This is a genomic window from Salinibacter ruber DSM 13855, assembly GCF_000013045.1.
Taxonomy (GTDB): domain Bacteria; phylum Bacteroidota; class Rhodothermia; order Rhodothermales; family Salinibacteraceae; genus Salinibacter; species Salinibacter ruber.
On record NC_007677.1, the window covers coordinates 784,283 to 797,145 of the forward strand.

The following is a 12,863-nucleotide window of genomic DNA, read 5'->3' on the forward strand; positions in this document are numbered from 1 at the left end:
CTTGCAGTTCAGTATGGAAATTGCGGTCATCGGCACCGGCTACGTCGGGCTCGTCTCGGGCACCTGCTTCGCAGAGATGGGCCACGACGTGACCTGTGTGGACATCGACGAGGAAAAAGTCGCTCAGCTCTCCTCGGGGGAACTGCCCATTTACGAGCCGGACCTGGAGAAGTACTTCGAGCGGGCCCGCTCGGAGGGCCGCCTCCATTTCACGACGGATCTGGCCGAGGGCATCGACGGGGCAAAAGTCATCTTCTTCGCCCTCCCGACGCCCCCGGGCGAAGACGGGTCGGCGGACCTGACCTACGTGAAGCAGGCCGCCGGGGACGTCGCCGACCTGTTCGCGTCGGGCACTCTCCAGGGCCCCAAGCAGCGCATCGTCGTGAACAAGAGTACCGTGCCGGTCGGCACGGGCGAGGAGGTCGAGGAGGTCTTCGCCGAGCGGAGTCTGGAGCACGGCACCGACGTGGCGGTGGTCTCCAATCCCGAGTTTCTGCGGGAGGGGTCGGCGGTGGAGGACTTCATGAAGCCGGACCGCGTGGTGATCGGGACCGAGATCGAGTGGGCCGCCGAAGAGATGGAGCGCCTCTACGAGCCGTTCGTTCGGCAGGGGAACCCCATTTTGACCGTGGACCGACGCTCGGCGGAGATGATCAAGTACGCGGCGAACTCGCTGCTTGCGACCCGTATCTCGTTTATGAACGAGATCGCGAACGTCTGCGAGCGGGTCGGGGCCAATGTCGACAAGGTGCGCCTCGGTATCAGCAAGGACCACCGCATCGGGGCGCATTTCCTGTATGCGGGCATCGGCTTCGGGGGGGGGTTGCTTCCCGAAGGACGTGAAGGCGCTGGCCCGGAAGGGAGGGGAGGTCGGCTACGAGCCGAAGGTGCTGGAGGCCACCCTCGACGTCAACGACTGGCAGCGGCGGCGCCTGGCGATCGAGGCGAAAGAGCGCTTCGACGGAGACCTCTCCGGCAAGAAGATCGCGGTGTGGGGCCTGTCCTTCAAGCCGGGGACCGACGACACACGGGAGGCGCCCTCCCATGTAATCATCCACGAGCTACTGGAAGACGGCGCCGAGGTCGCCGGGTACGATCCGGAGGCGATGGGGACCACCCGAGAGACCTTCGGGGACCAGATCGAGTACGGGGAGGGGATGTACGAGGTGCTCGAAGGGGCCGACGCGCTGATCATCTGCACCGAGTGGCACGAGTTTCGGCGGCCGGACCTGGGCAAAGTGAGAAATCTTCTCGCCCAGCCGATTGTCTTCGACGGGCGGAACCTGTACGACCCGGCCCGGATGGCGGAGATGGGCTTTGAGTACCAGTCGATCGGCCGCCCCAGCTACGCGCCAGAGACGAAGGAGGAAGCGATCGAGACGGCCCTCGCCCAAAACGGCCAACCAGCCTGAACGGCCAGAGCGCCTCTCGCACTTCGCCCCTCTCCACTCCCGCGCCCCCGCACACCTACGCTCACACATGCCCCGAACGCTCATCACCGGCGGCGCAGGCTTTTTAGGCTCGCACCTCTGCGACCGGCTGATCGAGGAGGGCCACTCGGTCGTTTGCATGGACAACCTCATTACCGGTGACACGGAAAACATCGAGCACCTCTTCGAGCTCGGGCAGGACCGCTTCCGGTTCGTCGAGTACGACGTGACCGACTATCTGCACGTGGGCGGTGAGCTGGACTACGTCCTCCACTTTGCCAGCCCCGCCGCGCCGGACGACTACCTGCAGTATCCGATTCAGACCTTGAAGGTCGGCGCCCTGGGCACGCACAAGGCGCTCGGCCTCGCCAAAGCGAAAGACGCGCGCCTGCTTCTGGCGTCGACGAGTGAGGTGTACGGGGACCCGCTGGTCCATCCACAGCCGGAGGACTACTGGGGCAACGTCAACCCGATCGGGGAGCGCGGCGTCTACGACGAGGCGAAGCGCTTTGGGGAGGCCCTGGCGATGGCGTACCACCGGTACCACGGGGTCGAGACGCGGATCGCGCGGATCTTCAACACGTACGGCCCGCGGATGCGGGTCGACGACGGGCGGGCCCTGCCGACCTTCATGGGGCAGGCCCTGCGTGGCGAGCCGCTCACGGTGTACGGCGACGGAAGCCAGACGCGGGCCTTCTGCTACGTGGACGACCTGGTGGAGGGCCTCTACCGGCTTCTCATGAGCGATTGGGCAGAGCCGGTCAACCTCGGCAACCCGGACGAGATTACGATCAAGGAGTTTGCGGAGGAGATCATCGAGGTGACCGGCTCAGACAGCGACATCACGTACGAGCCGCTCCCGGAGGACGACCCGCAGGTGCGGCAGCCGGACATTTCGCGGGCGAAGGAGGTGCTCGGGTGGGCCCCGGAAGTCGATCGGCGGGAAGGGCTGGAGCGGACGCTGGAGTACTTCAAGGCAGAATTAAAATGCCGGCCCAAACGAAATGATCGAGTTTAATATTTGGGAAGAATGTTCACCTGAATATTGTGAGACGGCGTGTGAATAGATGAATGGTAACGTGAACATTTTGAAAGCCATTTTCGATATCCTTACCCGCCGCGAGCGGCGTAATCTGTACATGCTCTTCGGCGCCGTGCTCTTAATGGCTGGATTGGAAGTGGTGAGCATCGGCTCCATCATGCCCTTTCTAAAGGTGGCAGCCGACCCGGCGAGCGTGCACGAGAACGTCTACTTGAGCTGGTTCTACGAGACCTTCGGCTTTACCGATACCAATACCTTCCTCATTGCACTTGGATTGGGAGCATTCGCGGTACTCGTTTTGAGTAACGCGTTTATTGTATTGACTACGTGGGCCCTGCAACGCTACGCATGGGGGCGCAACCACAGCCTCTCGAGTCGCCTTCTGCGCAGCTACCTATACCGGCCGTACGAATACTTTCTCACGCGCAACAGTGCTGAACTAGGGAAGAACATTCTGGAGGAAGTGAAGGAAGTGGTCAGCCAGATGTTAATACCAGGGCTCCGTGGAATTGCAAAAGGAATTGTGGCGCTCTTTATAATCGGTTTCCTGGTATTCATCGATCCGTTCGTGGCGTTGTCGGTCGCAACCATACTAGGATTAGCATATATGGGAGTCTACTTTGCAGTACGAAAGCGGCTAGATATTTACGGAGAGAAGCGAGTAAAAGAGAACACAAAGCGTTACCAGTTTGTGAGTGAAGCTTTTGGCGGGATTAAGGAGGTTAAACTCCGCAGTAAGGAAGATGCGTTTCTGGATCAATACAACAATCCCTCCAAGTGGTATTCCCGCTACCAGGCACGTTACCGAGTAATGAAAAGAGCGCCGAGATATGTCTTGGAGGCTATAGCATTCGGCGGCATAATTCTCATAGCCATATATCTGATCGCCGTGCAGGAGAACATTCGGCAGGTGATTCCTATGCTTGGCCTTTACGCCTTTGCGGGGTATCGGCTCATGCCTGCACTTCAAAGTGCGTTTAAGGGTATCGCCAGTGCGCGTTACAACCTCGCGGCGCTGGAAAAGCTGCGCATGGGGCTAAAAGAAACGACAGCATCCCCGCCGCAGGTATATTCAGACGTCGAGAAGAGGCAGGGGCAGGAGCCCCTCACGCTCGACGACCACCTCGCACTCGAAGGAGTACACTTTACGTATCCCGGTGCAAAAGAGCCAGCTATTCAGGGTCTGACTCTAGAGATTCCTGCGCACTCGACGGTTGGCTTCGTAGGTAAGACAGGGTCGGGTAAGACAACCACGGTCGATCTTGTGCTGGGGCTTTTACGCCCGCAGCAGGGCATTATCTCTGTCGACGGTACACCAATCCAAAACGATACCATCCGTCGTTGGCAGCAGGCCATTGGGTATGTTCCACAGGACATCTACCTTTCGGACGATACTGTGGCGCGGAACATCGCCTTCGGTGTGTCCGAGGATGAAATCGACTTAGACGCCGTGCGAGATGCTGCGCGCAAGGCACACATCTACGACTTTGTCGAAGGCGAACTTCCGGACCGATGGAACACGGTCGTAGGCGAGAGGGGTGTAAAGCTCTCCGGTGGGCAGCAGCAACGTATAGGTATTGCCCGTGCGCTCTATCACAATCCGTCTGTTCTCGTTTTTGACGAGGCGACGAGCGCGCTTGATCAGGAAACGGAAGCGAGCGTTATGGAAGCCATCTATGAGCTGGAGGAAAATCACACGATGCTTATAATTGCGCACCGGTTGAGTACGGTAAAACGCGCGGATAACATTGTGATGCTGGAGCAGGGCCGGAAAGTCGGTGAAGGAACGTATGATGAGCTAGCAGAGGGTCACTCGAAGTTTCGTTCTATGGCGCTATCTTAGAAGGACCTGGGGCGATGCGTCGTATCGACTTGGTGTATCATGTGACGCCACTGATTTAAACTCCACACCTACGATATTGACCTCATACCAAATCCTGTTGATCAGTTCAGGAATTTGGCTTCAGATTCCAGCCGCCATCGCCGGTAGAGCCGGAAATCAGCGGATTCATTCCTGAACTCTGCAAACGGGTATCATTTGATACTTGCATAATTTATTTATCGAATGACGGACCCAGTCCCAAAAATCGAGAAGTTCGTTGCTACTCATCCCGAGAGGGAGGTCGTGGTGGTGCAGGGGCTTGGATTCGTGGGGGCTGTAATGGCACTGGTAGTGGCAAATGCACCGCATGAAGATTACGTAGTCATCGGGGTAGATTTGCCAACACACGAAGGGAAGCAGAAGGTTGATGCGCTGAATAAGGGCGTTTTCCCAATTGAGTCGGCTGATCCGACAGTCGAAGAACTACACGAGCAAGCACTGGATCAGCAAAACTTCCTCGCCACGTGTAACGAGCACGCCTATGAGGTTGCCGATGTCGTCGTCGTGGATGTCAATCTGGACGTAGAAAAGAACACGGATTCAGATCGAGCACTTCGGGGGTACGACGTAGATCTCTCCCCCTTCAAAAGCGCCTGCCGCACAGTTGCTGAGCGTTGCCCTTCCGAGACGCTCGTGATTGTAGAGACGACGGTCCCGCCGGGGACGTGTCGAAACGTCGTCAAACCAATCTTCGATGAGACGTTTGAGAAGCGCGGCCTGGCAAAGACGTATCGGCTGGGTCACTCCTTTGAGCGGGTGATGCCCGGACCGGACTACGTTGACTCCATCCGCAATTTCTACCGCGTGTACGCGGGGATCGATGAGGACAGTGCGGACGCCACCCGCGACTTTCTGGAGTCGATCATCTACACGGATGAGTTTCCGCTCACTCGTCTTGGCAGCACCACGGCGTCAGAAATGACGAAGGTGCTGGAGAATTCGTATCGGGCGATGAACATTGCGTTTGTGCAAGAGTGGACGGAATTTGCCGAAGAGGTGGGGGTGAATCTCTACGAGGTCATTGAGGCGATTCGAAAGCGGCCGACGCACCGGAACCTCATGTTTCCGGGGCTCGGTGTAGGGGGGTATTGCCTCACGAAAGATCCGCTTCTGGCGTCCTGGGCCCGCTCTGCTCACGGAAAAGGGGATGGGGAAGCCCACCTTCCACAAAGTGAAACGGCGGTCGAAATCAACGATCGAATGCCCCGTCACACCTTCGAGCGACTCCAGACGGCCCTGGACGATACGGTTGAAGGAAAGACGATCGTGCTGCTCGGCGTGTCGTATCGGAAGGACGTGGGGGACACGCGGTATACGCCCGCTGCGTACCTGTACGACCTCCTGGAAGAGCATGGGGCCGCGGTGAAGCTCCACGATCCATACGTCGAGCACTGGGACGAGCGAGACCGTGAGGTACGTCAGGACCTGGAGGCCGTCCTCACGGAGAAGGTCGACGCCGTCGTATTTTCGACGCCGCATACCGAATACGAAGATAACGCTGAACTGCAACGACGGCTGCATGCACTCCCCGACAGCATCGTGGTCCACGATGCCTGGGGCGTGCTGAGCGACGGGGAGATTGGGGCGCTTCAGAGCACGCACCGCGTGCAAGTGTCGGGGCGCGGGGATCTTCATTCCGAACAAACGCACTCCACGGAGACTGATTCCTTTCCTGTGCCCTCTTTCGATTCTTCGACCACTGCCACCTCTTCTTCATGAAACGCGTTCTTCTGCTCGGCGGTGCCGGGTTTATCGGGTACCACCTGGGACGTCACCTCGTGGAGCGGAGCGATTGCCGGGTGACGCTGGTTGACAATTTCTTTCGGAGCAAACAGGACGAGGAGCTGGACACGCTTCTCCAGTCGTCGGCCGTTGACATCGTCGAAGGGGACCTCACCGAGCGCTCGACGTTCGACCAGCTGGACGACGAGTACGATCACGTCTACGCGCTCGCCGCCGTGGTCGGGGTGGGCTACACGGAAGACATGCCGGAGGAGGTGTGGCGGATCAATACGGCGATCACGCTCAACACGTTCGAGTGGCTTCGCGAGAGCAGCGTCTCCCGCGTGCTCTTTGCCTCGACGAGTGAGACCTACGCGGGCACGGTAGAAGAATTCGGGGCCGAGATTCCCACCCCGGAGGACGTGCCGCTCTCCATCACCGACATCACGCAGCCCCGCTTCACGTACGCGGTGACGAAGATGCTCGGCGAGGCGGGCATTGCGCACTACGCGCAGGCGTACGACTTCGAGCAGGTCACTGTCCGCTTCCACAACGTGTATGGGCCGCGGATGGGGTTTAAACACGTGATTCCGCAGGTCGTGGAGCGGTTCCACGAGGCGGAGGATCCGTTCACGGTCTACGGCTACGACCAGACGCGGGCCTTCTGTCACGTTGACGATGCAGTTCGCGGCGTGGTGCAAGCAATGGAGACGCCCGAAGCGGCCGGGCGAACCTATCACATCGGAGACGACCGGCACGAGATCACGATCGAGACGCTGATTCGATACATCGGTGATCTCATGGACTTTCACGGCGAGTACGAACAGGGGCCCTCGCACGCAGGCAGCGTGTCCCGCCGGTGCCCGGACGTAGACCGGGCCCGGGAGGTGTTCGGCTATGAGCCGCAGGTACACTGGAAAGAGGGGGTACGCGAAACCGTGGAGTGGTACGCCGACTATTACCGATCTGGACGAGAGGTCTTCGAGTAACGCGAAAAGAGCCTTATTTCAATGGCAACGGACACTGTGAGTACATCTGTGGAGGAGCGGATCATCGATGCTATTCGGACGGTGATCGGAGACCGAGACGAATTTGTCCCCCTCCACAAGCCGACGTTCGAGGGCAACGAGTGGGACTACGTGAAGGAATGCATCGATACCGAATGGGTCTCCTCGGTAGGCTCGTATGTCGATCGATTTGAGGAGGACTTGGCCGATTACACAGGGGCGAAGCGGGCCGTCGTCGTAGTGAATGGGACCTCGGCCCTTCACGTCTGCCTACGACTCGTGGGTGTGGAGGCGGGCGATGAGGTGCTGGTACCCGCACTTACGTTCGTAGCAACGGCCAATGCCGTGACCTATCAGGGGGCAACGCCGCATTTCGTCGATAGCGAAGAGCGCACGCTTGGGCTCGATCCGGCAAAGCTGGGAGCCTATCTCGACGACATTGCAAAGGTGCGCGATGGGACGTGCATAAATACGCAGACAGGAAACCCGATCAAGGCCGTGGTGCCCATGCACGCATATGGCCATCCAGTCGATCTGGACCCGCTCCAGGAGGTTTGTGAGCAATATCAACTAACTCTCGTGGAGGATGCCGCCGAATCCTTGGGCTCGTTTTACGACGGTACCCATACGGGAACGATCGGTCGCCTTGGGGTACTCAGCTTTAACGGCAACAAGACGATCACGACGGGCGGCGGCGGGGCGATTCTCACGGACGATGACGATTTGGCCGATGAGGCCAAGCACCTCACGACGGTTGCGAAGAAGGATCACGAGTGGGAGTATTTCCACGACAAAACGGGGTACAACTACCGTCTTCCGAATCTGAATGCCGCGCTGGGCTGTGCTCAGTTGGAGGAGTTGCCCTCCTTTCTGGATCGTAAACGAGCGCTGGCGGAGCGTTATCGAGATGCATTTGCGGACGTGGACGGCGTCTCGTTCTTTACGGAGCGGGAGGGCACGCGAAGCAACTACTGGCTCAATGTGCTTCTCCTCGATGAGGATGCCGCCGATCGGCGCGACGCAGTGTTGGAAACCACCAACGAGGCAGGTCTTATGACGCGCCCGACGTGGCAGCTCCTCTCGTCTTTGCCGATGTACGAAGGTTGTTCGCGGATGGATCTCTCGACGGCCAAGGACCTGGAGCGCCGCCTGATCAACATTCCCAGCACACCTTCTCTCGTGGAAGAAGTACAGTCGTGACAAGAGGCCTGCTCTGATCATGTCTTCAGGTGCGTGTCAGATCGTTTCTAAGACTGGAATATTAGTCAAACATCGTGCAGTGATCTTCGAAATATAGCATCGAACTTCAAGTACACGGAGTCCGTCGATGGCCAACCGCAAAGTTTGCTTTGTCACCGGGGCACGATCGGAGTATGGGCTGCTACAGTGGGTCCTGCACGAAATTAAGGAGGACCCGGAGCTTCAACTTCAGATCATCGCCACGGGCATGCACCTCTCTCCCGAGTTTGGTTTGACCTACCGGGCTATCGAGGAGGACGGTTTTGAAATTAATGAGAAGGTGGAAATGTTGCTTTCCAGTGATACGCCCATTGGAGTGGCCAAGTCGATGGGACTCGGCACGATCGGGTTTGCCGAAGCATTTGACCGGCTCGAACCGGATATAGCACTCATCCCATGTGATCGTTACGAAGCGCTATCGGCTGCGCAGGCCGCCATGGTGTCGCGGATTCCAATTGCACATGTTTATGGTGGTGAGGCCACTCAGGGCCTGATCGACGATCCGATTCGACACTCACTAACTAAAATATCGCACTACCATTTCGTAGCCGCAGAGCCATATCGCAGGCGAGTCATTCAGCTTGGGGAGCATCCGGAGAAAGTTTATAACTTTGGGGCGCCTCAACTCGATCATTTGAACAGACTGGATCTCTTGGGCCGAAAAGCCTTCGAAGAGTCCATTGGCTTTGAGCTTGGTCAGCGATCATGCATCGTCACGTATCACCCTGTCACGCTCAGTGAGGTCTCGCCTGCCGAGCCATTTGGAGAGTTGCTCGATGCACTTGATGACTTTCCGGATCTGCGGATCATTTTTACGAAGTGCAATGCAGACACGGAAGGCCGGGTCATCAATCAAATGATTGAGGAATATGTGGCCACTCATGGCGAGCGAGCCTGCGTATTTACGTCACTGGGACAACGGCGTTACCTGAGTGCGCTGAAGCATGTGGATGCAGTTGTTGGAAACTCGTCAAGTGGCATTATTGAGGCACCTGCTGTACCGGTTCCAACGGTGAATCTCGGCGATCGCCAGGATGGACGTCTCCGAGCAGAGTCTATTATCGATTGCCGCGAAGAGCGGGAAAGCATCCGAAACGCTCTTGAGCAAGCACTTTCCTCGGCTTTTCGGGAGGAGATTCAAAATATTGCGTCGCCGTACGGAAAGGGGCACACCTCTCCGCGGATCAAACAGAAACTAAAAGAAGTGCCGTTAGGCGAGGATGTCCTCAAAAAAGGATTCTATGACTTGGATGGCCAGTAGACCAATGCGAATTGTATACATCGGGTGCGTAGAGTCCAGCCAGCGGATGCTCCGGCAAGTTCTTCAAATCCCCAAGGGGGAGGTCGTCGGAATCGTAACGCGGCGTTCCTCTTCATTTAATGCCGATTTCGCCTCGTTGGAACCACTGGCCGAGAAGAACGACATTCCCTGTTACATCGACACCGACAATAATCAGACGGACCTGGCGTCTTGGATCCAGGAACGACGTCCCGAAGTGGGATATTGCTTCGGCTGGTCATACTTGTTGAATCCCGAGGTGCTTTCGATCCCTGAGCTCGGATTCATTGGATTTCATCCAACGAAGCTTCCCCGAAACCGAGGGCGCCACCCGGTTATCTGGGCGCTCGCACTTGGGCTGGAGGAAACCGCGTCCTCATTCTTCTTCATGGACGAGGGAGCAGACACCGGAGATCTCTTGAGCCAACGCGACGTTCCGATCCGTTGGGAGGACGACGCTCGCTCCCTCTACGATCGTCTGATGGACGTTGCGAAAGAGCAGATCTCGGATTTCACGCCTAAGCTTGCGGCGCGCGAACATTCGGGCAATCCACAGGACGACGAGAAGGCCAATTACTGGCGGAAGCGGTCGCGGGAAGACGGGGAAATTGATTGGCGGATGTCCTCTAGTTCTGTGTATAACCTTGTTCGGGCTCTTACCCATCCATATCCCGGGGCGCACTGTACCGTCAACGGGCGCGAAGTGAAAATATGGTCGGCCGATGTCGTTGACGGTGAGTTTGGGAATATTGAAAATTTGGAGCCCGGAAAGGTTCTTGCTTCGGACGATGAGCGTGTTGTAGTGAAATGCGGAGAAGGTGTTATTCAGATTCAGGAGCATGAATTTGATAAGCTTCCAGACGAGGGAGACTATTTGAGATGAGCACGGTACTGGTCATTGCTCCTCATCCCGATGATGAAACGCTGGGATGCGGAGGGACAATACTGCGACACGTGGAGCAGGGAGACACCGTCTACTGGCTCATCGTGACGCACATCCTAGAAGAGTTTGGATTTGAGGCGGAACGAATTGAACAACGAGAGCAGGAAATTGAGCGTGTTGCCGGGCACTATAGCATAGAGCAACCGATCAATCTCAAGTTTCCGACGACCCGGCTCGACGCGCAGCCGATGAACGCGCTTGTAGATGCAATTGGAAATGCGTTTCAGGAGATCGAGCCGGAGCTGGTTTACACCCCGTACCGAAATGACATCCATACCGACCACGCGGTTGTCTTCGATGCCGTAACCTCCTGCACGAAGTGGTTTCGCTATCCGTCAGTCCAGCGTGTCCTGGCCTATGAGACGCTTTCCGAAACAGAATTTACGCTCAATCCCGATGTCAGTGGGTTCCAGCCCAATGTGTTTATCGACATCACAGGGAAAGTGGAGGAAAAAATTGGGATCATGCGGATCTATGACAGTGAGATTGGGGAGCATCCCTTTCCGCGAAGTGAGTCTGCCATACGAGCAAGAGCAACCCTCCGCGGGTCGACGGCGGGCTTTGATGCCGCGGAAGCCTTCATGCTGTTGAGAGAACGAGTTTCGTAGACTAGAGATGTCGACGTACATAATTGCCGAAGCTGGCGTCAATCATAACGGCTCCATGGACCTGGCCCGCGACCTGGTTGAGGTGGCCGCCGAGGCCGGTGTGGATGCCATTAAATTTCAGACCTTTCGCTCTGAAGAGCTGGTCGCGGAAGATGCACCGAAAGCAGACTACCAGACCGAGACGACTGACGCCGAAGAGTCACAGGCCGAAATGCTCCGAAAGTTGGAGCTAAGTCCCGAACAGCATCACACAATTGTACAGCACTGCACCGTCCACGATCTACAATTTCTCTCGACGCCCTTCGATGCACAGAGCGCCCGGTTCCTGGTCGACGAGTTCGACATGCCACGCGTAAAGATCGGCTCTGGAGAGCTGACCAACGGGCCTCTTCTCCTTAACATCGCTCGTCTTGGGCGGCCCGTGATCTTATCGACGGGAATGGGCACGCTCGGGGAAGTGGAGCAGGCCCTTTCGGTGCTGGGGTACGGGTACATCACGGACGGGGACCGGCCGTCAGTAGAAGAGCTTGAACGGGCATTCGCGTCCACGGAGGGACAGAACGCCCTTGCACAAAATGTAACGGTGCTTCATTGTGTTACGGAGTATCCTGCGCCGGTGGAGGCCGCAAATCTCCGTGCGATGGATACGCTACATGAAGCATTCGACCTTCCTGTGGGATTGTCCGACCATACAGAGGGGATTGCCGTCCCCATCGCTGCGGTTGCCCGAGGCGCCACGCTGATTGAGAAGCACTTTACCCTCGACCGCTCGCTGCCGGGTCCCGACCACGAAGCCTCCCTGGAGCCGGAGGAACTTCGTGATATGGTACAGGGAATTCGCGACACCGAGGCCGCACTGGGAACGGCGCGTAAGGCTCCTACTGAACCAGAGTGGAAGAACCGTCCGGCTGTCCGAAAAAGTTTGGTGGCGACGCAGCCGATCGACGAGGGAGAGGATTTTACGACGGACAGTCTCGGTGTTAAGCGGCCGGGAGATGGTATTTCGCCCATGCGCTACTGGGAGTATCTGGGTACCGCTTCTTCACGTCGCTACTCAGAAGGGGAGCAAATCCAATGAGCGACTGTTCATTTATCATTGTGGGAGGAGGGGGACACGCCAGAGTCGTGGCAAGCACCCTTCGTCGGCTCGGCGAAACAATTCTTGGCTTTACGGATCCTGATGAAGAGGCAACGCTTGGCGACGGCATCGAGCACCTTGGAAGAGACAAAATCCTCACCGAGAAGGATCCGTCCAAGGTGGCGTTGACAATGGGCATGGGATCGGTACGAGACACCGGCCATCGCGCCGGCCTGTTCACCGAGCAGGTCGAAAACGGATTTCGGTTCCCTACGCTCATCCATCCGGATGCAGTCTTAGCTTCTGAGGCAAAGACAAAAGCAGGGGTACAGGTGATGGCTGGGGGCGTGATTCAGCCCGGCGCGTCGCTGGGCGAAAATGTGATCGTGAATACCAATGCCTCCGTAGACCACGACTGTCAGATTGGAGCCCATTCCCATGTCGCTTCGGGAGCAACTCTATCGGGAGAAGTTGTATTGGAGTCCCAAGTCCATGTGGGAACGGGTGCGTCAATCATTCAGGGGGTGGACGTCGGGAAGAACAGTGTCGTAGGAGCCGGAGCGGTGGTGATCGAAGACGTTCCCCCCGAGACGGTCGTTATCGGCGTTCCAGCACATCCAAAGTAGCGTTAAG

The 12,863-nt window shown here is 57.5% G+C and carries 10 protein-coding genes and 1 pseudogene; all 11 read left to right on the forward strand.

Annotated elements, in window-relative coordinates:
- Positions 1–13 precede the first annotated feature (13 nt).
- The 11 genes and pseudogenes from SRU_RS15950 to SRU_RS03175 all read left to right on the forward strand — a co-directional run bounded on the left by SRU_RS15950 (position 14) and on the right by SRU_RS03175 (position 12,856).
- Positions 14–1,412: pseudogene (locus SRU_RS15950) on the forward strand (UDP-glucose dehydrogenase family protein).
- Between the two features lie 67 nt (positions 1,413–1,479).
- The gene (locus SRU_RS03130; protein WP_011403373.1) at positions 1,480–2,448 is read left to right on the forward strand and encodes a UDP-glucuronic acid decarboxylase family protein; all 969 of its coding nucleotides are present in this window, start codon (positions 1,480–1,482) and stop codon (positions 2,446–2,448) included.
- Between the two features lie 49 nt (positions 2,449–2,497).
- Entirely contained in the window at positions 2,498–4,315 is a 1,818-nt protein-coding gene (locus tag SRU_RS03135; RefSeq protein ID WP_011403374.1) for an ABC transporter ATP-binding protein, read from the forward strand.
- Positions 4,316–4,537: 222 nt separating this feature from the next.
- Positions 4,538–6,073 (forward strand): nucleotide sugar dehydrogenase, encoded by a 1,536-nt coding sequence (locus tag SRU_RS03140; protein WP_164923461.1) that lies wholly within the window; start codon positions 4,538–4,540, stop codon positions 6,071–6,073.
- Positions 6,070–7,065: an NAD-dependent epimerase/dehydratase family protein gene (locus SRU_RS03145; RefSeq protein ID WP_011403376.1), complete on the forward strand. Its 996-nt coding sequence runs from the start codon at positions 6,070–6,072 to the stop codon at positions 7,063–7,065. The genes SRU_RS03140 and SRU_RS03145 overlap by 4 nt, the downstream gene beginning before the upstream one ends.
- Positions 7,066–7,086: 21 nt before the next feature.
- The gene (locus tag SRU_RS03150; RefSeq protein WP_011403377.1) at positions 7,087–8,283 is read left to right on the forward strand and encodes a LegC family aminotransferase; all 1,197 of its coding nucleotides are present in this window, start codon (positions 7,087–7,089) and stop codon (positions 8,281–8,283) included.
- Between the two features lie 127 nt (positions 8,284–8,410).
- The gene (gene neuC, locus SRU_RS03155; RefSeq protein ID WP_011403378.1) at positions 8,411–9,583 is read left to right on the forward strand and encodes a UDP-N-acetylglucosamine 2-epimerase; all 1,173 of its coding nucleotides are present in this window, start codon (positions 8,411–8,413) and stop codon (positions 9,581–9,583) included.
- A gap of 136 nt (positions 9,584–9,719) precedes the next feature.
- Entirely contained in the window at positions 9,720–10,484 is a 765-nt protein-coding gene (locus SRU_RS03160) for a methionyl-tRNA formyltransferase (protein ID WP_237701879.1), read from the forward strand.
- Positions 10,481–11,152: a PIG-L deacetylase family protein gene (locus SRU_RS03165; protein WP_011403380.1), complete on the forward strand. Its 672-nt coding sequence runs from the start codon at positions 10,481–10,483 to the stop codon at positions 11,150–11,152. The genes SRU_RS03160 and SRU_RS03165 overlap by 4 nt, the downstream gene beginning before the upstream one ends.
- 7 nt (positions 11,153–11,159) lie before the next feature.
- A complete protein-coding gene (gene neuB, locus SRU_RS03170; RefSeq protein ID WP_011403381.1) occupies positions 11,160–12,230 on the forward strand; it encodes an N-acetylneuraminate synthase in 1,071 nt (356 codons plus the stop codon).
- On the forward strand, positions 12,227–12,856 hold the full coding sequence (locus tag SRU_RS03175; RefSeq protein WP_011403382.1) for an acetyltransferase: 630 nt from the start codon (positions 12,227–12,229) through the stop codon (positions 12,854–12,856). The genes neuB and SRU_RS03175 overlap by 4 nt, the downstream gene beginning before the upstream one ends.
- Positions 12,857–12,863 lie beyond the last annotated feature (7 nt).

What these genes read in the sequence shown, in the direction of transcription:
- SRU_RS03130 (WP_011403373.1), top strand. Translation starts at nt 1,480, where the DNA reads ATGCCCCGAACGCTCATCACCGGCGGCGCAGGCTTTTTAGGCTCGCAC.
- SRU_RS03135 (WP_011403374.1), top strand. Translation starts at nt 2,498, where the DNA reads ATGAATGGTAACGTGAACATTTTGAAAGCCATTTTCGATATCCTTACC.
- SRU_RS03140 (WP_164923461.1), top strand. Translation starts at nt 4,538, where the DNA reads ATGACGGACCCAGTCCCAAAAATCGAGAAGTTCGTTGCTACTCATCCC.
- SRU_RS03145 (WP_011403376.1), top strand. Translation starts at nt 6,070, where the DNA reads ATGAAACGCGTTCTTCTGCTCGGCGGTGCCGGGTTTATCGGGTACCAC.
- SRU_RS03150 (WP_011403377.1), top strand. Translation starts at nt 7,087, where the DNA reads ATGGCAACGGACACTGTGAGTACATCTGTGGAGGAGCGGATCATCGAT.
- neuC (WP_011403378.1), top strand. Translation starts at nt 8,411, where the DNA reads ATGGCCAACCGCAAAGTTTGCTTTGTCACCGGGGCACGATCGGAGTAT.
- SRU_RS03165 (WP_011403380.1), top strand. Translation starts at nt 10,481, where the DNA reads ATGAGCACGGTACTGGTCATTGCTCCTCATCCCGATGATGAAACGCTG.
- neuB (WP_011403381.1), top strand. Translation starts at nt 11,160, where the DNA reads ATGTCGACGTACATAATTGCCGAAGCTGGCGTCAATCATAACGGCTCC.
- SRU_RS03175 (WP_011403382.1), top strand. Translation starts at nt 12,227, where the DNA reads ATGAGCGACTGTTCATTTATCATTGTGGGAGGAGGGGGACACGCCAGA.